Genomic DNA, 20,335 nt, shown 5'->3' with positions numbered 1-20,335 from the left:
ATTGACTCAAATAATTTTTCTTGCTTCGTCGTTTATTGCGGCGGTCGGACTAATTTATGTGATTTATGCGCGCGCCGGCGAAACGGTAAATACCAGACTCTTTTTGCTGACGCTGTTTCTTGTGGTGGGCTATTTGATTTCGCACACGATTCATTTTGTGTTCATGCCGTCGCACGACGTAACTCTGCTCGACCGCTCGTGCCATTCTCTGCTCCTTTTGATTATGGTTTCGATTACGTTTTTTACCATTTACTATCCTCATAAAACTCTTAAAACAAAGCTCGCGGAATTCCTGATAATTGTTCCTTCGGTAGTTTTGCTGGTAATGTTATGGAAAGGGTGGCTGGTAAGAGAATCGCACGCTCGCGATTTCAGTTTCTATCCGTATTTCAGCGATCTCTATCCGCTCTACTTAATCTGGTATTTGATTTTGATTCTCCTGAATTATTTCTGGATTATTTCAAAATACAAATCGACGGACAATCCCGTTTACAAAAAACAATTGATGCTGTATCTTTTCGGACTTGTAATTACGAGCACGGCGACGTATATCTTCGGTTTGCTTTTGCCGTGGATACTCGGCTTTTATTATCTCGTTGAAATAAGTCCGCTGGCGTTTACGGTCGGCTTCATTTTCTTTACCGCCATAGCCGTTGGCAAATATAATATGTTTCCGGTCGCAAAGGAGAAAGTTGCGGCTTTCAGTCTTAATAAAAAAATATTTTTTGTCGCATTGATCTTCGTCCCAATTATAATTCTATTGATACAAATTCCCATCGGAAGAATAATTTTCGGCATAGAGCCGGGAAGCGAACAGATACGGTTCTTTCTCTATAGCGCGCTCGTCGGAATTATAGTAAGCGTTACTCTTTCATTTGCGTTTTCCAAGATTATCGCACAGCCGGTATCAATATTAAAAGAAAAAGTAAACGAAATTGAACGCGGCAATTTTGACGTTAAGACAAATATCCGCTCGAACGATGAAATCGGCGAGTTGTCCCGCGCTTTCGACAATATGGCTGAAACGTTGAGCAATAATATCCGCGAATTAAAAAGAAAAGAAGAGAGAATTTCCGTGCTGTTGAACGCGTTCGAAAAATCGCTTGCAGCAATTGCCATAGTCGACAAGGATTTGAAGATTATCGAAGCAAACAGCCGGTTCTACGAAATTTGCGAATGCGATTTAAAATCCGGTCTGAAAGGTAAATCGATACGCGAAGCGCAGTTCAGTTCGGCGGAAAAAACGCTCGACGAAGTTATAAGCACGGTTAAACAAAATAATATTTATCTAGGCGAGATTCGCGTAATTTCTACCGGCGGAAACGAAAAAGACCTGTTGATTTCCGTGTCGGAAAACGGCGACCCGGGCTCGGGTTATCTATTCGTGGAAATCGACATAAGCGACAGAAAGAAATTGGAAGCCGAAATTATAAGGTCGGAAAAATTCGCATCGCTGGGAAAGATGTCCGCCGTTCTGGCGCACGAAATTAAAACTCCTCTTACTTCGATAAAAATGAACGCCGACATTCTGAGCAAATCGCCCGATCTGTCGGAAGACGAAAAGGAATCCTTTTTTATTATCAATAAGGAAATTACAAGGCTTACCAATCTTGTTAAAGAAGTTCTTCAGTTTTCGAGAGAACTGACAATCTCAAAATCGGACGCCGACATTCATTCTTTGTGCGAAGACGTTGTAAGGCAGACGCTGCCAAATCATTCCGGCAAAAACGTTGAGATTGTCAATAATGCCGCAAAAGTTATATTGAACGTCGACCCGGATAAATTCAAACAGGTGTTGATTAATCTTGCCCAAAATGCGCTCGACGCAATTGAAGATAACGGCAGACTCGAATTTTATTCGTCCCGGGAGGACGATAGTTTCTGTTTGTACGTTAAAGACAACGGAAAGGGAATCGAAGATAAAGATAGAATCTTCGATCCGTTTTATACCACCAAAGCATCGGGAACCGGGCTCGGACTCTCGATATCAAAAAAAATAATCGAACTTCACGGAGGCGATCTTGTACTCGTAAAATCTCAGCCGGGAGAAACAGTTTTTCAAATTAAAATTCCGTATGAAAAATGAAGCCAAAATTATTAATCATTGACGACGACGATTCGATTCGTCAAACGTTAACTAACTATTTCAAGAAACTCGGATATGAAGTTTTATCCGCGCGCGACGGTAAAGAAGGGCTCGAAATTTTTGAAGCCGGTTTGCCCGACCTTATTATCTCCGATATCAGAATGCCGGGTTTATCGGGCATCGAATTTTTGCAGAAGGCGAAAGAGACCGACCCTCATGCAAAGATTATACTGATAACTGCTCACGACGATTATAAAACAACCATTGAGGCGATGCAAAAAGGAGCGTACGACTATTTCGAAAAACCGCTCGACATCGAAAAACTAAAAATTGCGGTTGAACGCGCTTTGGAATCGAAACAGTTGAGCGAACGAATCGGCTCGATGATCGAAAAAGAAGCCGAAGAATTCAAACCCGAGAAAAGATTGATCGGCAAATCTTCTTCCATGAAAGAAATCTATAAGATAATCGGGCAAGTTTCCACAAACAGGGTAACGGTTTTGATTCAGGGCGAAAGCGGCACGGGAAAGGAATTGATTGCAAAGTCGATTCATTACAGCGGAATTACGCAGAACCAGCCTTTCGTGGCGGTAAATTGTACGGCAATTACAGAGTCGCTTCTGGAGAGCGAATTGTTCGGACACGAAAAAGGCGCATTTACCGGAGCCGACAGACTTAAAAAAGGGAAATTCGAACTTGCCGGCGAGGGAACCATTTTCCTCGACGAAATTTCGGAAATGTCCCCGCAACTTCAGGTGAAGTTATTGAGAGTTTTGCAGGAAAAGGAATTCGAACGCGTCGGAGGCGAATATTTGATACCGATGAAAGCGCGAATTATAGCGGCAACAAACAGAAATCTGGAACTGATGGTAAAAGAAGGCAAATTTCGCGAAGACCTGTTTTTCAGGCTGAAGGTTGTATCGATCGAAGTGCCGCCTTTGAGGGACCGAAAAGAAGATATTCCTCTGCTCGTGAATTATTTCCTCAATAAATTAAACGCCGAACTTCACAAGAACGTAAATAAAATTTCGGCGGAAGCGATGGAAGCGTTGACAGATTACGATTGGCCGGGCAACGTTCGCGAACTGGAAAATACCCTGATGCAGGCTATTGTCCTTTCGAACGATGAAGTACTGCATAAAGAAAATCTCTTGATAAAAACCGGTATTTATGACAATCCGAATAAACTTATATCGCTCAAGGAAATGGAAAAGAAGCATATAAAATTCGTCCTGGATCGTACCGGCTGGGACAAACCGAAAGCGGCGGAAATTCTGGGAATTTCGCTGCCGACTTTATATTCGAAAATCGAAAATTACGGTTTGAATGAAAATGACGGTAAAAACTAACGCTCTCAGATTGCTCGACAAATTGAATGTTGAATACGATACCGCAGTTTACGAATTCAACGAAGACGAAATCGACGCGGTTTCGGTAGCACGGAAAATCGGAGCCGAGCCGGAGCGGGTTTTTAAGACGCTCGTCGCCCGGAGCGACTCCGGCGAGATCTTTGTTTTTGTTGTTCCCGGCAACTACGAAATCGACCTTAAAAAAGCCGCTCGCGCCGCCCGCGTCAAGAAGACCGAACTGGTCAAAGTAAAAGAATTGATGTCCCTTACCGGATATATAAGAGGAGGTTGTTCTCCGATCGGAATGAAAAAACAATATCCTACGTTTATCGACGAAACGGCGCAAATATGGGACAAAATATACGTCAGCGCCGGAACGAGAGGAGTGCAGTTGTTGATTTCGCCCGAAATTCTGAAAGAAATTACAAACGCCAGGTTCTCCGACCTGATAAAGTAAGCCCTTCCGATTTATTTTCATTTTATTGCGTTTTTTTCTTAAATTTGAGGCTCAAAAATAGGAGAATTTTTAAATGGCAAAACAACAAAGCTTCGCAGACAAAGCAAAAAGCAAAGCTAAAGCTGCTTTTGTTAACGTAAAAGTAGTATCTACGGTTAAGTCCGAAAACGGCAAATACAAATTTCAGGAAAAATTCGTAAGACTTGACGACATTAACAAAGTTACATCTATAAAATAAATTTTTTCTATTCCGAATTATCCTGTCGAAAATTAGTAGTCGAATATCCGCTGTCCGTTCGAGCTGAATCAGTGTCGCTAAATATAACTTAGCATGCTGGTTCCGTTTTCGATTGTCCTGTTTTTCATAAATAAAACGAGAGGAACCTGTCATGAGAAATTATAAGAGCTATACGCTGAGGAATTGGAAGGAATTGCCGCAATTGCAAAAATTGAGCGATTACGAGAAGAAAGCCATTGAAGTTGTCGGTACGGTTCTTCCTTTCAAAACAAACAATTATGTCGTCGAGGAATTAATTGATTGGAATAATATTCCCGACGATCCGATTTTTACGTTAACGTTCCCGCGCGCCGAAATGCTGCGGCAGGAACATTACAGGGAAGTAGAGAAACTTCTCGATTCCAACGCTCCGCAGGAGGAGATAAAAGAAACCGTTAAAAACATCAGATGGGAACTCAATCCGCATCCTGCGGGACAAAAATACAATGTGCCGAAAATTGACGGAATTGAGTTGACCGGAGTTCAGCACAAGTACAGGGAAACTGTTCTGTTCTTTCCGAGTCAGGGACAAACGTGTCACGCTTACTGTACTTTTTGCTTCAGATGGCCTCAATTCGTCGGCATGAACGAATTGAAATTCGCCATGAAAGAAACCGAATTGTTAATTAAGTATTTAAAGGAACATACCGAAGTTACCGATCTTCTTTTTACCGGCGGCGATCCGTTAATAATGAAGACTAAAATTCTCGCCTCTTATATTGATCAGATACTTGACGCCGACATCGAACATCTTCAAACAATAAGAATCGGAACAAAAGCAATCGGATACTGGCCTTACCGTTTTATTGACGATCCGGACGCCGACGATCTTATCAGGCTCTTCGAAAAGATAGTTGCAAAAGGTAAAAATCTCGCTATTATGGCTCACTTCAACCATCCCGTTGAATTGAGCACTCCTGCGGCTGAAGAAGCAATCAGGAGAATCAGAGCTGCGGGTGCGCAGATCAGAACGCAGTCTCCGTTACTGAGACACATTAACGATTCGTCCGAAGTATGGGCGGAAATGTGGCGCAAGCAGGTCAATTTGAACTGCATTCCTTATTACATGTTTGTGGCTCGAGATACCGGCGCTCAGGAATTCTTCGGTGTTCCGCTCGTCGAAGCGTGGAATATTTATCGAAACGCCTACCAAAATGTCAGCGGCGTTTGCCGTACAGTAAGAGGACCCAGTATGAGCGCTACTCCGGGCAAAGTTCAAATTCTCGGCGTAAGTGAAATTAACGGCGAAAAGACGATTGTATTGAGATTTCTGCAGGGCAGAAACCCGGATTGGGTCGTCAGACCATTCTTTGCAAAATACGACGAGAAGGCAATATGGCTCGACCAGCTCAAGCCCGCATTCGGAGGCGATAAATTCTTCTTCGAAGAGGAACTCGAATCGATATTTCACGAACATATTTACGACGACGAATCGGAAAATTTCGAATAACAGAAAAATAGATTTAATTTCTTATCCCGGATTAATCTGTGCGTAAGATTATTCCGGGATTTTTTTTAATGTGCTGCAATTGAACTAAATTACGGCATAATTACGGATAATTTAATAACTTTGACCTGTCAACTTTATAAAACTCGGATGAAGAGAGAGCGGCTTACAATTCTGTTAATAATTTTTATGATTGCGCAATTAATCAGCGCGCAAAATATCGACGTCGAAATTTATCGCAAAACCGCTCTCGAGCATATGGAAAACGGCAGATACGGCGAGGCGATCGACCAGCTTAACAAGTATATTTCCGCAGTCCCGCAAAATCCCGAAGGTTACAATCTGAGAGCTCTCTGTTTTGAACAACGCAAGCAATACGAAAACGCAGTTCTCGATTTCAGAAGAGCGATCGCGCTCGAAAAAAACAATTCCAAAAGAAACGAGTATCTTAAAAATCTAAGAAGAGTTCAGGAAGTATGGTATAACATACTCAATAAAAAAATCGAAGGACATTTGAGGGAAATTGCAATCAATCCCGACAATCCGATCAATTACTTGGAAATCGGTAAATGCTACCGCTGGATGGAAATCTGGAACAAAGCCGAAGAATGGTACGACGAATATCTGAAGCGGGACGACAATGCCTCGCCCGACGAAATTATCCGATATACCGAAATACTCGCTAAAACCGGAAGCATTAAAAAAGGCGAAACGATACTAAAGAAATACGTGGAAAGATATCCCGACGACTGGCGGCTCTGGAGCCGGTACGGTTATTTTACGATGTGGCTGGGCAAATACAGAATTGCCAAAGACGCTTTCGAAAAAGCCCTTGCGATAAAACCGTTTTTCAAAGAAGCCAGAGACGGCCTCGATATAGTAAACAGGCAGGCTTACGTTACACAGCAAAATCCGCGCGCATTCGAAAAAGAATATCCGATCGACAGGTATTATCGCCTTCTCAAAAAGAATCCTTCCGATGTGGAAATGAGGTTTAAACTCGTCGACGAATTGCTTAAAGCCAAACGTATAGAAGAAGCGTATCAGCAGCTTCAAATAATCGGTTTTGCGCACAGCGACGACGAACGGTTTCAATCCAAGTGGGATTATGTCGTGCAGTTCCGCGACAGTCTTTACCGGCTCAATCTCGACAGAGCGAAATCGAGACTCGAACAAAATCCGCTCGACAAAGAAGCGCTTAAAATTCTTTCGCGTTATTACGAATATCTTCAGTATTACGACAGCGCAATGGCTTACCTCGATAAATATTTTGAAGAAGTGCCCGACGAAGAAGACCCCGAACTTATTTTTCAGTACGCCAGAATGGCGGCGTGGAATCGCGAGTTCGACCGGGCGATCGATATTACGGACAAACTTCTGGAAAGATTTCCCGACAATCTCGATTACCAATTGTTCCGCGCTCAAGTTTCCATCTGGATAAAGAGAGACCTCGACCTTGCCAGGCAATATCTTGTCAACGTATTGCAAAAAAGACCAAACAGTCTGGACGCAAATATTGCAATGGGTTCTTTGATGCTGATTGAAAGGAATTTCGACGAGGCTCAAAAATACGCCGACAAAGCGCGAAGTATCGACCCGGCAAACGACGAGGTAATAAAACTGCAGTCGGACATCGACTGGCAAAAGCTGCGAGACGAGGAAGAAAAGCTGTACCGTATACTGGAGAAGGGACGCAAGGAAGTCCTCGACGGCAATTGCAAAGACGGATTGGTTTATTACGAGGATTATATGTCGAAAGCCGAACCGAATCTGCTGATTCTCAAAGAATACGGCGACGTGCTTTTCTGCGCAAAAGAATATCAAAGAGCGCTCGAAGCTTATAATCAGGTGCTTGATCTGGGATATAATTACGACGCCGCATTACAACGTGCGAAAGTTTATTATGCAATGGGCGATTCGGTAAATGCCGTCAGGGCATTCAAAGAGCTGGTGGAAGAAGATTCGACCGATTTCGAAGCTCAGTTGTATCTGGGCGATTCTTATCTGAAATTGGGCGAGCCCGATTCGGCGCGTAAAATTTATAATATGCTGCTCGAAACATGGGACCTCGATTCTTCGAGAGTCGCAATGGTGGAACTCCGGAAAGGCTGGCTGCCGATTACGGGCATAGCCGCAATTCTCGAAACTTTTCCGTATTATGTAGGCATTGCTCCTCTTTCTCAGTATTATTCGGACAATATTAGTTTTAGCCTTTCGACTTTCGGAGTTCGCGCCGACCTGGGCTTCAACAATTATCTCTCTGCCGGATTTTTATTCGGCACAACGCGGCTGAATTCAAATTCTCAAATTCTCGACCCGGATATAATTTCCACATACGATTATGCGGGCGCGAGAACTTACAGAACTTTGAAGGGGCTTATAACGGTTCGTATATCGAAGTATTTTAATGCCGGAGCCGGTTTCGGCGTTACTAATTCGGCGGGAAAATTACAGCGGGAAGAAAAAGAAGCGTTTGCAAATTTCGAAATAAAAGACACGGTTTCCGTCTCGTTTACTTATCAGAATTCCGACGGCGCTTTGATCCTTTATTCGCCGTATCTGATCGATCAGGAATATTACGCGTCGCTCTATCGTATCGGAGGATATTATATTCATAAGAACGGACTCAAAATCAGCGGGTCGTTTCAATACATTTCCGTTTCCGATATAAACGAAGGCAACGATTTGATGATACGACTCGGTAAATATGTCTACAGCGATTTGGCGCTCGGATACGAATATTATTACACGAATTATAAATTCAAATCGCAGTATTACTATTCGCCGCAGAATTTCGAATCGCACAGTTTCTGGCTCGACAACGAGCTTGAAAAAAAGAAAGATTTAACCGTGATACTCGGCGGCAAAATCGGTTATATTCCCTTTAGCAAATTTATTGCTCTCGAAGGGCATCTCGAAGCGTTGTATCGTCCTTTTGAAAATCTTACTCTCAGCGGCCGGATCGGAATGGGAAGCACGTCAAGAGACGACGCAAGCTACAGATATTTTTCAACTCAGTTATCTGTCTATTGGACAGCCTTTTGAGGAGAGTAAATATGAAATATTTCTTGTTTATCTTTTTTACGTTGACAATAATTTGTAACGCTCAGGAATACAAATTGTCCGGCGAACCGCTTCAGGGTTCCGTTATGATTGGAAGGGGCAAAAATATTTCCGAAGTATATCTGGATAACGAACCGGTCCCGGTAGATAAAAACGGCAGGTTTGTAATCGGTTTCGACAGGGACGAGAAAGGCTCGAAAATATTGAAAATTATATTTAAAGACGGAAGCGCAAAAACCGAGAAATTGACAGTCAAAAAACGTAAGTATAAAATCCAGCGGCTGAAAGTAAAAAGCAGATATGTGAATCCTCCCGAAGAGGAAATGGAAAGGATAGAACGGGAATCTGAAATTATGAAAGAAGCCCGTAAAAAAATCGGTCTGGTCGATTCGATGATGTTTGTCGACGGATTTATTATGCCGGTAGAAGGCGGCAGAATTACGGGCGTTTTCGGAAGTCAGAGAATTTTGAACGGAGTTCCGAAAAAGCCGCATAACGGTATCGATATCGGGGGCGTGGGACGCGGCGCTCCCGTCAAAGCCGCAGCCGACGGAATTGTCGTCCTTGCGGGAAAAAATTTCTACTTCAACGGAAATTTTGTTTTGATTGACCACGGACTGGGCTTGAATTCAATTTATCTGCATCTTGATAAATTATACGTAACCGACGGACAAAAAGTGAAAAAAGGAGACGTCATTGGCGAAGTCGGTTCTACCGGACGTTCTACCGGTCCGCATCTCCATTGGGGAGTTCAATGGTATTCAAATAGAATCGATCCGATGAGCCTTCTTGACGCGACAATAAATTAATCTTTCAGAAGTTCTCGGATATCGTCTATAATTTTAATCCCCGCCGTTTGCAAAACGTTTTTCGATTGGTGACCAGTCGAAAGCAGAACACAATCGGCTCCCATTGCTTTTGCCACTTCATAATCGTGAAGCGTGTCGCCGATAAGTAATAATTTGCCGTTACCGTTTCCGATTTTTTTCAATAATTCCAAACCGAGATGGAGTTTGCCCGCTGCGTAAATATTGTCGAGACCGGCAATGTGACTGCAATATTTGTCGACGCCGTAATGTTTTGCCATCTCTTCGAGCGTGCGCTGTGAATAAGCGGAGAGTATCGATTGTTCCGATGAATTGTTTCCGATTTGTTCCATTACGTCGAGTACGCCTTCGTAAAGGGAGCATTCGTATTTTCTTCTTTCGTATTCCTCTATCCAGAGTTTGCCTACTGTTTCGAACGGTTCTTTTTCGAAATCGAAACCAAGTTTAGCGTAATAATCCTTGACGGGAATGGTGAAAATATTTTTATATTTTTCTTTCGTAATATTCGGGAGGTTCCTTTCGGCGAGTAAGCGGTTGATTATTTCAATCCCGAGATCGACGTCGTCGAGAATCGTCCCGTTCCAATCCCAGATAATATGTCCGTATTGTTTCAACATTTTTTTTGGTGCAAAATTAATAAATTTATGCGAATTGGTTTGTTCCGATTTAACTTTTTAAATATTATATCGATAATATACGGGATGAATTGCAGTTATGTCACGACGGTTGTGTTTTGTGAGGAGATACGAAATGCTTATAGCTTTTAGGGATTACGAAGAGAGATGCAATACAGCTTGCTTAAATATTATCGCTTGATAGCCATAACGGCGTCGGTATTATTTGCCGTTGGTACAATCGAAGGTCAATCGTTAGACCCTTCCAAAAAGTTCAGCCAATACGTTATTGAAAAATGGACAAACAAAGACGGTCTTCCTCAGAATTCCGTATACGGAATTATGCAATCGAAAGACGGATTTCTCTGGTTCGGAACCGAGGAAGGATTTGTGAGATACGACGGCGTTCGTTTCGAAGTCTTCAGCTCCGAGAATATCGGCTTGATGAACAATAATCTTGTCGTTGCAATGCTGGAGGATTCAAAAGGCGTTCTCTGGGCGGGCACGTTCGGAGGGTTATTAAAATATTCCGAAAATGAAGTTAAGTTATACGATTTAAGCAAGGGTCTTTCTAACAATTCAGTCAGAGCGCTTTTCGAAGACGAATACGGAAGAATCTGGGCGGGCACCTCAAGCGGATTGAATATAATCGATGGCGATTCGGTAAAAACTTACTCGGTTAACGACGGGCTTACAAACGATTATATTTATAAAATTACCGGCGATAAAAAAGGAAAGGTCTATTTGGCGACCCGCACGGGCGGAGTTAATGTAGCAGAGTACGACCTCAACGGCGTTAAATTCAGCGCCATTACTGCAGAACACGGTTTGTCAAGTAATTTTATCAGGTCGGTTTATCTGGACAGCAAAAATCAATTGTGGGTCGGTACGTTCCAGTCGGGCATTGAATTAATTAAAGACGGAAAGCCGGTGAATTTTGAAGGCAAAGAAAAATTGAAACGGCTTTCGGCGCTCGATTTCATTGAAGACGAAGACGGTATAATTTATATCGGAGCCGAAAGCGGGCTTTACAGATTGAACAAAGGGCGCGTCGACAGTTTTATATTATCTTCGCAGACAAATTATAACAATATTATCGATCTTTTCTTCGACCGGGAAGGCAATCTGTGGCTGGGCACTTACAGCAACGGTCTTTATAAAATTCACGAAGGCAGATTTACTGCATATGCCAAAGAAGAAGGCTTGCCCGAAAACTTTGTATTGTCCGTTATAGCCGACAAAAAAAGCGTATGGGTCAGCACCCGTTCCAACAATATAACAAGAATAGTAGACGGGCAAGTATACAATTATGTTTATAAATCAGACCCGGATTTATTGATACAGACTTACGCGGTAAGGAACGATACATTGTGGATGGGCACAAACAAAGGACTCTATTTTTACGTTAACGGAAAAGCGGGAAAAATAAAAAAAGAAGAATGCGACAATTGCAGTCAAATTTATGCGCTCTACGTCGATAAAAAAAATAATCTTTGGGTCGGTACGGACGGCGGCGGATTATTCTTATACGAGAGAGGGAAACTTGTTGGGAAATCGATTGACGAAAAATCATCCCTGCTTCGCGTCAGATTTATTACCGAAGACGAAAGCGGCAATCTGCTTCTCGGAACTGCGGGAAACGGATTCATTATTTATAAAGACGGCGTTTACAAATACTACGAAGAATCTAACGGATTCCCGTCAAACTTAGTGCGGCATATTATTTATGATAACGAGGGAACAATATGGATTGCAACGAGCGGTAAAGGAATATTGAGAATTAAAAACGGAATAGTGCGACAGATAACGAGAAGAGAAGGTTTGCCGACAGACGCGGTGCACGCTATTGCGGAAGACGGCAATGGTTTTATATGGGGGAGCGGAAACGGCGGAATTTTCAGAGCGAGCAAATCCGAATTGAACGGAGCAGCCGACGGTAGAATCAAGTCGGTTTATGCGGAAAAATTCGGTTCGGAAGACGGTATGAAAAACAATGAGTGCAACGGCGGAGTGCAGGGCGCCGTCGCAGTCGATTCGTCGGGAAAAATCTGGTTTCCCACGATTCAGGGCGTCGTGTCGGTCGATCCCAAATCGCAGCATTACAGCGAATACGTGCCGCCTGTTAAAATCAGAAGGGTGCTTTTCGATTTTGAACCGTCGGAAATTTCCGATAATATGAAAGCTCCCGTCGGCACGTCGATCATTCGGTTCGATTTTATCGCTCCTTCTTTCTGCAAACCGGAAAAAATAAAATATAAATATAAACTTGAAGGCTACGAAAACGAGTGGAACGTGTGGGAAAACCGTAGAAGCGTCATTTATTATAATCTGGAACCGGGCGAGTATACGTTCAGAATTACATCGGCAAATCAATACGGCATTTGGGGAAATCACGAAGCTAAAGTTAATATCTATATTCCGCCTGCCGTCTATCAAACGCTTTATTTCAAGATTGTCTCTCCGCTCCTATTGATCGGCTTGATTTATCTTATTATAAAATTGCGCGTCAAAAAGCAGGAAAAACAAACGGCACTGCTCGAGAGAATCGTCGAAATCCGCACGGAAGAATTGAAGAACGAAATTAAAGCTAAAGAAGCGGTGCAGAAAGAATTAAAAGAATATGCTGAAAAACTCGAAGAACTTAACAAAACAAAGGATAAATTCTTTTCGATTATTTCTCACGACCTCAGAAATCCTCTCTATTCGATCGCCTCGTCCGCCGATTTTCTGATGAACAACAGAAAAGAATTGAAAGACGGCGAAATAGACGAACTGATAAACCTGATTAAAAATTCAACTCTTCTTTTAAATAACCTGATCGAAAACTTATTGGCGTGGGCACGCATTCAAACCGGCAGAATCGAATACCAGAAAACGGATTTCGACATTTCGGAATCGATAAATAATATTGTCGCTTTGCTGCAAACTTATGCAGGGCAAAAGGAAATAAAGATTGAATTTATACCGGGCAGTAAGAAATATGTATTCGCGGATAAAACCGCAATTGAATCGGTCCTTCTCAATCTGCTGTCGAATGCAATTAAATTTTCCTATCCGGGAGGAAGCGTTACAGTAAAAACAAAAGACCTGAACGGCAGTCATCTCGAAGTTTGCGTAGAGGACAACGGCATTGGAATAGGCGGCGACGATCTGAAAAGAATTTTCGATCCGAACGTCAATTATACTCAAAGAGGAACGCAGGGCGAAAAAGGCACTGGACTCGGACTGTTACTTTGCAAAGAGCATATTGAAAACAACGGCGGCGAACTCCGGGTGGAAAGCGAACTCGGTAAAGGCGCCAAGTTTTATTTTACCATTCCTTTGAGCAAAAGATAGAAAATCACAGCGGTACGTTCGGTTGGTTTTCTTTATTAATTGATCTTCGATTTCGGAACGGACTTTAATCCTTCGTAATAAATCAAATCGGCGTCGATCGATCCGATTAATATTTTTGTTTTTACTTTTACGGGTATTTTAAGTTCGTCGTCCGTAAGCCATATAACAATCGTGCCCTCGCTTTTGAACAATCCGCCTTCTCTTATTATCGGTTCGAGAATAATGGACTTAAATTCGCCGGCGTCGACTTTAATTGTTTCTTTGCCCCGGTAAATTACATCGAGAGGGTAAACTTTATCTTTATAAAAATTCTCGAGCTGAATTTTATCGCCCGGTTTCATATTCGAAAAATTGTATGTCCTTGCAAAGTAAAACGCGGAGACAATGTCGTTTACGTACCGGGGAATTTCGTAAGAGCCTTCCGAGGTTCTGGCAATGCCGCGTCTTTGATCGAAAAAAGCCGAAAAATCGCGGGAGTATCCGCCCTCGCGTATATGCTGTTCGAAACGCCATGGAAATATCCCTTCTTTGTCGATATACGTTTCGTAACGGTCGCGGACTTTATAAAACATATCGAAAGCCGGAATGGAATTGACTTTGAAAACCACATTATACGTTTCTCTCCCCGCGATTTTTACAATCCGCGGAATCGAGAATTCGGCGATTCCAGCGGTAACAAATCCGTATCTTACTTCGAATCTTAGTGTTTCTCCGGCGTCAAAAGCCTTATTCTCAATTTTTCTGAATTCGTTTTTTTCATTTTGCGCGTAACAAACTTCTTGCGCTAAAATAAAAATGAATGCGGTAATGAATGCCGTCGAAACTTTGTTTATTCTTATTGTCATTAAGAACTCAATTGATTGGCGATTGCGTTAACTGCTTTTTCGATGTCGATCGTATCCATGCAGTTTGTAAGTCTGCATTTCTTTACCGTACAATTATTGCATTCTGTTTCGGGCTTGAATACGGCTTTTCTTTCGGTATACGGTCCCCATCGTTCTGCCGAGCAAGAGACGACTTTGGGATAGAATCCCACGACGAATTTATTCAACGCCGCCGCTATGTGTATGGGCCCGGTTGAATTGGCTATTAAAACGTCCGATAAATTTATAAGAGCTATTAATTCTTGCAGATTAAATACTCCGGCAAGATTTTTCGTTTTTTTGCTTACAACCAGCCTGCTGCAAAGTTCCGCTTCCGGTTTACCGCCTGTGATTAAAATCTCAACGCCTTTTATTTCGGATAACTTAGTTGTCAATTGTTTCATCTTGTCGAACGGCAAATCGACGGAGCTGCCTCCGCTTCCGGGATGGACAATAATAAGCTTTGATTCCGGATCAATGCCGTTATTTTTCAGGTAAGCTTTTACTTTTTCCGTTGCGCCGATGTCCGGACGCAGTCCGAAATCGATATTGTCTGCGCCAGTTTCGTAATTTATTCCGATTGCATTGAGCATCGAAATATTGAATTCGAGTTCGTGTTTGCCTGCGTGTTTGCGGTGTTCGTAAATTTTCCTGTTGAACAAAAAAGAATACCAGCGATAGCCGGTGCCGACGCGGATTTTTACGCCCGCTATGAAAGACAAAAGCGCAAGTTCGAATGTCGGGTATACCAGAAAACAAGCGTCGAATTTTTTCAGCAGCTCGAGATTCTCTTTAATTAAAATTTTACCGTTTCTTTCTTTTAAGACGAGCGTTTCGTCAATATACTTATTGTTCTCCGTAAGCGGCTGTGTGTATTCTCTTACAAGAAAAGCCACATGCGTTCCGGGATAAAATTTCTTAATAACATACGCCACCGGAAGCGTCAGCGTTACGTCGCCTATTCTGTCAGTCCTGATTATTAATATTTTTTCAGGCTTGTTCATTTTTTTGAAATGTATCGGTTGTTTCTGATATAATAACGCCATTCGAGTTCCGTCGATTTTTTAATTCCGATTCTTTTCGACGCGGTTATCTCTCCGGGTTTGAGATTGTCGCCGCCGGTAATAAATATTTTCTCTCCGGTTAAAATCAAACCGTTGTAAGTTTTATCGATGCCGAACGCCTTGCAAAATTTAGCCGGTCCGTTTGTAAGGTTTAACTTTTCGCGCCCGTTAAGGTTTGTCTTTCCGTATCGGTTCAAAGCCATGGCGTCGATCCCTTCGACCGGTTCGACCGCCCGTATTAAAACAGCGCATCCTTCGTCGACGTTTCCGGTTACTACGTTTGCGCAATAATGCATTCCGTATGTGAAATAAACGTAGAGGCGACCGCCTTCTTCAAACATTACCGAATTTCTCGGCGTTTTTCCGTTGAATGAGTGAGCCGCCATATCGATGCTGCCGTCGTATGCTTCCACTTCGACTATCCTGCCGGACAGAACGGCGTCTTTATCTTGTTTGACAAAGATTTTTCCGAGCAATTCGCGGGCTACGGTATGTACGTCGCGTTTGTAAAACGACAGCGGTAGTTTCTTCTGCATCGCTTCCGAGTATAATGATAGCAAAATTACGAACATCTAAACTAAAATCATAAACGATTGATAAGAGTGCGGCAAATGTAATATATTGCGTATATATCTAAAGGAGAAATAATGAAAGCATTCGTAAAAATAATTATCATAATCTTGATAGCGGCATTTGCGGGAATTCAATTTATTAAAGTAGACCGCAAAAATCCGATGGTTAAAGCCGATTTGAAAGCTCCGCAGGAGGTTAAAAATATATTGAAGGAATCGTGTTACGATTGCCACTCGAACGAAACAAAATGGCCATGGTATTCTTATGTCGCGCCTTTTTCTTTGCTGATTGAAAAAGACGTTAAAGAAGGCAGAAGAGAACTTAATTTTTCCGAATGGGAAACCTACGATTACCAAAAGAAAGCGTTCTTAAAAAAAGAAATCTGGGAAGAAATTGAAAACGACGAGATGCCGAAATCAGTTTATACGTTAACCAGACCCAACGCCAAACTCGACTTTGTCAAAAAAAATATAATTAAAAAATGGGCGGTCGGTTATTAATGCCCGCTTAATTGATGAAACGCATTAAATACTATATTGTTTTTTTAATTTGCTCTATGAACATTAACGCTCAAAAAGAAATTATCGATCGATTCGTCAAAGAGTATAACGGCAAAAATCAGCTGACTCACTCGGTAATTATCTGGCAAAACGGGAAAATACTCTACGAGAATTACTTCAATAATTTTGATCCGGAAAAACTGAATAACCTTAAGTCGGTTACCAAAAGCGTCGTGTCGATTCTTGTCGGTATTGCAATCGACAAAGGATATATCGAAAATGAGAACGTAAAAGTGTCGGATTTGCTGCCTGAATTGTTTGAAGGCGTCGGGGATAAACGTAAATCGGAAATAACCGTTCGCGATTTGCTTACGATGTCGGCGGGATTTCAGTGGAATAATTTGGGCGGTAAAAGAAGAAGTGGATGGGACAAAAGCGATAACCCCTCACGATACTTAATTAAAAATGTTCCGCTTGTAAATGATCCCGGCGATAAATGGAATTACAACAGCGCGTTGTCGCATTTGCTTTCCGTGATTATTACCCGAACGACAAAATTGAGCGCGCTCGAATTTGCCCGAAAATATCTGTTTGACCCTCTATGCATTAAAGAAGTCAAATGGTCAAAAGCCAACGACGGCGTTTACAAAGGGAATTCGGAACTCTGGATGAAACCCCGGGATTTGCTCAAGATCGGAATGTTGATGTTGAATAACGGCGTGTGGGAGAACGAATCGATCGTCAGCGCCGAATGGATTGAAAAATCGACTAAAAAATACTACGACGGATTCGAACAAATTGGCGGTTACGGATATCACTGGCACACAAGAAACTTCGGCGATTATAATTCATACCTTGCCGCGGGATGGGGAGGACAGTTTTTAATCGTAATCCCGGAATTGAACGCCGTAATTGTAAACACTTCCGGGTGGAACGTGTTGAGCTCTACTTATATGATATTCGATTTAACGGAAAAGTTTTTAATTAACCGATAAAATAAAAATTGAAAAACGAATATTATACGCGCCTTTTGGCAATAGAAGCGGCGGCGTTGACCGTAATAGCGCTTACGGTCGCATTTCAGCATTATTTTGTTTTCGACCCCGGCGCAAATCAGAATTTCAGTTTGCTCTGGCACATTCCTTTCAATTTGTTTTATTGGCATTACTGGCTGCTGGCTACGCCTTTTATTTTTAAGGCTGTCAAACGATTTGAAAACAAGGCGGTTTACGGCAAAACGGTTTTGTATTTTCTGCTGCCTCTGGTTATTGTCGCTTTGCATCAGGTTCTTTCTGCGGTAATTATATACGGTTTTCTCGATTTCCTCAATGTGGAAACTTTGGTTTATAAAAGAATATTCAGAAGTCAATGGGCGTGGGTCGATCTGGTCGTATATTTTGTGGTAGCGGTGGGCATTAACATTACGGAGTCGCAAAAGAAATTTCAAGCCGAGGAAGTCGAACTGTGGAAATTGAAATCCGAACTTGCTGCCGCGCGTTTAAAAAGACTGAGAAATCAATTTCATCCGCACTTCGTTTTTAATGCATTCAATACCGTCTCAACGCTAATCTTAAAAAAAGAAAAAGATAAGGCAATTGAAGTTATCGAAAATTTGAGAGCGTTGTTTCAAAAAGCCGCGGAAGAAGGAACGAACGAATTTATCCCATTCGACGAAGAAATGTCGTTTGTGAAAAGTTATTTGCAGATTGAAAAAATTCGTCTGGGTAATCGTTTGGAAGTAAAGTACGAGATCGACGACAATATCCCGGGAGTTTTAATCCCGCCGTTTATACTCCAGCCTCTGGTTGAAAATTCGATACGTCACGGAATTTCGAAATCCGGACGCGAAGGAGTTATCGAAATCTCCGCTAAAATTAACGATAACAAACTTGAAATCAGAGTGGAAGATAATTGCGCGGGGAGCGACGGATTCCAGGCAAAAGGAAGCGGCGTAGGACTTAAAATAGCGGAAAGTCAGTTGTCGTATCTTTTCAAAGACGAATATGTTTTTAAAGCGGAGCGGACACAAAACGGTTTTGTAAACAGAATATCGATTCCTTTGATAAAAAAATCGAATTGAGATGAAAATAAAAAACGAATTAACGGAAATTAAAAATCGACCGAGCGAGATTAAATATTTTCTTCCGTTCGTTTTGCTGCTCGCTTTAATTGCCGGTTTAAATACGCTGCAGGAATATTTTGTATTTCATAAAACAAAGCGCCTCTTCTCGCTTTTTATGTCGAATCTTGTTTATAATTGGTATCTGATACTGCTTGCAATTGCCGGTTATTTAATTATCAACGCAAAGATAAAAATACGTCTGGTCAAAGCCGCGTTGATTACAATCGCTTTTACTTTTTTGATTATTACGCACCAGGTTTTGCAGCGCGAGTCCGACCTGTTCTTCATCAACAAAGCCGATTATACCGATTTATACGACATGTTGATAGTAAATCCTCAGGTATGGACGGATTACGGATTGTGTATATTATTTGTCGCCGCGTTTTATTCGATTCAAACCCGCAAGAAAATCGCGGAAAAAGAAGTAAACCTCTACAAAATGCACGAGGAGCTGGCGCGGATTGAATTGTCGGATACCCATTCGAAAATTCAACCCGAACTGATAGATAACGCTCTCGTAAAAATGAAAAGTTTAATTGCCGGTTCCGATTACGGGCTTGCCGAGGAATTGTTGACCGAACTGAGCGATTATATAAGACTGATACTTTATAATAAAGAAGATTATATTGATGTCGATTCGCAGGTTTTACTGATAAAAAAGTATATTGGTTTGAGAAAAATATTATTCGATGAAAATATAAAGCTCGTAACAGAAGGGCTTGAGTCGTCATCTGAAAAAAAGCTGCCTTCCAATTTATTGTTTTATGCGGTAAAAAAGCTGCTGCAAAAGAAGACCGCGGAGGACGTAACTGCGAGCGATAGCGAAATTATAAAATTGGATGACAATAATTATCTTAATATAAAATTGGAAAACGAAACACTGACAATTACCAATATTTACCGGCAGGTATAATATGTCCGTTATCAAAGCGATTATAATCGACGACGAGGAACACGCCCGCGAGGGGATTCTTCTCCGTTTACAAAAGTTCGACAATATCCAGGTAGTTGCGGAATGCCGCGACGGCAAAGAAGGCGTCAGGGCGATTAATAAGTATAAGCCCGACCTGGCATTCCTCGATATTCAAATGCCCGGAATGAACGGTTTTGAAATGCTCAATAAATTAAAGCCGGAAGATATTCCGGTAATTATATTCGTGACGGCGTACGACAAGTACGCTCTCAAGGCTTTTGAAGTTCACGCGGCGGATTATCTTCTGAAGCCGATCAATACTTCTCGATTCGACGCTGCGGTTTCATACGCGCTCGAGCGAATCGAAAATAACAGGCAGGAATATGCGGAGGCGGTACAAAGAATAATCAAAGAATATTTTGACGCAACGGGCGTAAAACAAAACGAATCTGAAAATTATTTAAGAAGAATTACAATAAAAAGTAAGAACGTAATTAAGCTGATCGATGCCGGCGACATCGAGTATATCGAATCCGAGGGAGACTATTTGAACGTTTTTGCAAACGGTCGTAAATACCTGGAACGGGGCAGACTTCATATTATCGAAAAAAAGCTCGACCCTTCGAAGTTTGTACGAATTCACAGATCGGTTATAGTTAATATCGATAAAATCGACAAACTCGTTTCCGGCGACCACGGCGATTATCTGGTTTATCTTAAATCGGGCGCCCGATTGAAAATGAGCAGAAATTATAAAGACGCATTGACAAAAATGTCCGCTTCGCTCTGATAATTTCACCGCAGCCTTATCCGCTTTAACTTATTCCAAGTCCGTCCTGTCGAA

General features: G+C 42.0%; 17 protein-coding genes. 13 read left to right on the top strand and 4 right to left on the bottom strand.

Annotated features, from left to right (window positions below; all coding sequences use genetic code 11):
* The first annotated feature begins 1 nt into the window (after position 1).
* The 7 genes from ACSSWA_RS06275 to ACSSWA_RS06245 all read left to right on the top strand — a co-directional run bounded on the left by ACSSWA_RS06275 (position 2) and on the right by ACSSWA_RS06245 (position 9,488).
* Positions 2–2,086: an ATP-binding protein gene (locus ACSSWA_RS06275; RefSeq protein WP_437355705.1), complete on the top strand. Its 2,085-nt coding sequence runs from the start codon at positions 2–4 to the stop codon at positions 2,084–2,086.
* The gene (locus tag ACSSWA_RS06270; protein ID WP_437355704.1) at positions 2,083–3,435 is read left to right on the top strand and encodes a sigma-54-dependent transcriptional regulator; all 1,353 of its coding nucleotides are present in this window, start codon (positions 2,083–2,085) and stop codon (positions 3,433–3,435) included. Before ACSSWA_RS06275 ends, ACSSWA_RS06270 begins: the two co-directional genes overlap by 4 nt.
* Positions 3,419–3,892 carry a Cys-tRNA(Pro) deacylase gene (gene ybaK / locus ACSSWA_RS06265; protein ID WP_437355703.1) on the top strand — a complete coding sequence of 158 codons (474 nt, stop codon included), beginning with the start codon at positions 3,419–3,421 and terminating at the stop codon, positions 3,890–3,892. Before ACSSWA_RS06270 ends, ybaK begins: the two co-directional genes overlap by 17 nt.
* A 73-nt stretch (positions 3,893–3,965) precedes the next feature.
* Positions 3,966–4,130 (top strand): hypothetical protein, encoded by a 165-nt coding sequence (locus tag ACSSWA_RS06260; protein ID WP_437355702.1) that lies wholly within the window; start codon positions 3,966–3,968, stop codon positions 4,128–4,130.
* 151 nt (positions 4,131–4,281) lie between these two features.
* A complete protein-coding gene (locus ACSSWA_RS06255) occupies positions 4,282–5,619 on the top strand; it encodes a KamA family radical SAM protein (protein WP_437355701.1) in 1,338 nt (445 codons plus the stop codon).
* 186 nt (positions 5,620–5,805) lie between these two features.
* Positions 5,806–8,661 (top strand): tetratricopeptide repeat protein, encoded by a 2,856-nt coding sequence (locus tag ACSSWA_RS06250; RefSeq protein WP_437355700.1) that lies wholly within the window; start codon positions 5,806–5,808, stop codon positions 8,659–8,661.
* An 11-nt stretch (positions 8,662–8,672) separates the two neighbouring features.
* On the top strand, positions 8,673–9,488 hold the full coding sequence (locus ACSSWA_RS06245) for a M23 family metallopeptidase (protein ID WP_437355699.1): 816 nt from the start codon (positions 8,673–8,675) through the stop codon (positions 9,486–9,488).
* On the opposite strand, the gene ACSSWA_RS06240 is transcribed toward ACSSWA_RS06245, so the two are convergent.
* Entirely contained in the window at positions 9,485–10,123 is a 639-nt protein-coding gene (locus ACSSWA_RS06240) for an HAD family hydrolase (protein WP_437355698.1), read from the bottom strand. The genes ACSSWA_RS06245 and ACSSWA_RS06240 overlap by 4 nt on opposite strands.
* 165 nt (positions 10,124–10,288) lie before the next feature.
* Between ACSSWA_RS06240 and ACSSWA_RS06235 the strand changes: the two genes are divergently transcribed.
* A complete protein-coding gene (locus ACSSWA_RS06235; RefSeq protein WP_437355697.1) occupies positions 10,289–13,456 on the top strand; it encodes a ligand-binding sensor domain-containing protein in 3,168 nt (1,055 codons plus the stop codon).
* 35 nt (positions 13,457–13,491) lie between these two features.
* Here the strand turns inward: ACSSWA_RS06235 and ACSSWA_RS06230 are convergent, their stop codons facing one another.
* Genes ACSSWA_RS06230 through ACSSWA_RS06220 form a run of 3 tightly spaced genes read right to left on the bottom strand, consistent with a single transcriptional unit; the run spans position 13,492 to position 15,919 of the window.
* Positions 13,492–14,301 (bottom strand): DUF3108 domain-containing protein, encoded by an 810-nt coding sequence (locus ACSSWA_RS06230; RefSeq protein WP_437355696.1) that lies wholly within the window; start codon positions 14,299–14,301, stop codon positions 13,492–13,494.
* Positions 14,301–15,365 (bottom strand): glycosyltransferase family 9 protein, encoded by a 1,065-nt coding sequence (locus ACSSWA_RS06225; protein ID WP_437355695.1) that lies wholly within the window; start codon positions 15,363–15,365, stop codon positions 14,301–14,303. Before ACSSWA_RS06225 ends, ACSSWA_RS06230 begins: the two co-directional genes overlap by 1 nt.
* On the bottom strand, positions 15,320–15,919 hold the full coding sequence (locus tag ACSSWA_RS06220) for a DNA-3-methyladenine glycosylase (protein ID WP_437355694.1): 600 nt from the start codon (positions 15,917–15,919) through the stop codon (positions 15,320–15,322). The genes ACSSWA_RS06225 and ACSSWA_RS06220 overlap by 46 nt, the downstream gene beginning before the upstream one ends.
* Before the next feature lie 111 nt (positions 15,920–16,030).
* On the opposite strand from ACSSWA_RS06220, the gene ACSSWA_RS06215 reads away from it, so the two are divergent.
* The 5 genes from ACSSWA_RS06215 to ACSSWA_RS06195 are packed head-to-tail and all read left to right on the top strand — an operon-like array spanning position 16,031 to position 20,281.
* Positions 16,031–16,456 carry a heme-binding domain-containing protein gene (locus ACSSWA_RS06215; protein WP_437355693.1) on the top strand — a complete coding sequence of 142 codons (426 nt, stop codon included), beginning with the start codon at positions 16,031–16,033 and terminating at the stop codon, positions 16,454–16,456.
* Positions 16,457–16,470: 14 nt separating this feature from the next.
* Entirely contained in the window at positions 16,471–17,451 is a 981-nt protein-coding gene (locus tag ACSSWA_RS06210) for a serine hydrolase domain-containing protein (RefSeq protein WP_437355692.1), read from the top strand.
* Positions 17,452–17,459: 8 nt separating this feature from the next.
* Positions 17,460–18,536 (top strand): sensor histidine kinase, encoded by a 1,077-nt coding sequence (locus ACSSWA_RS06205; RefSeq protein WP_437355691.1) that lies wholly within the window; start codon positions 17,460–17,462, stop codon positions 18,534–18,536.
* A gap of 1 nt (position 18,537) precedes the next feature.
* Positions 18,538–19,491, top strand: coding sequence for a histidine kinase (locus ACSSWA_RS06200; RefSeq protein WP_437355690.1), 954 nt, complete (start codon positions 18,538–18,540; stop codon positions 19,489–19,491).
* 1 nt (position 19,492) lies between these two features.
* On the top strand, positions 19,493–20,281 hold the full coding sequence (locus ACSSWA_RS06195) for a LytR/AlgR family response regulator transcription factor (RefSeq protein ID WP_437355689.1): 789 nt from the start codon (positions 19,493–19,495) through the stop codon (positions 20,279–20,281).
* The last annotated feature ends 54 nt before the right edge of the window (positions 20,282–20,335 follow it).

The organism is Melioribacter sp. Ez-97, from assembly GCF_051488665.1.
Taxonomy (GTDB): Bacteria; Bacteroidota; Ignavibacteria; order Ignavibacteriales; family Melioribacteraceae; genus Melioribacter.
Note: the sequence above shows the minus strand (reverse complement) of the source record. Positions and strands in the feature narration are given on the sequence as shown.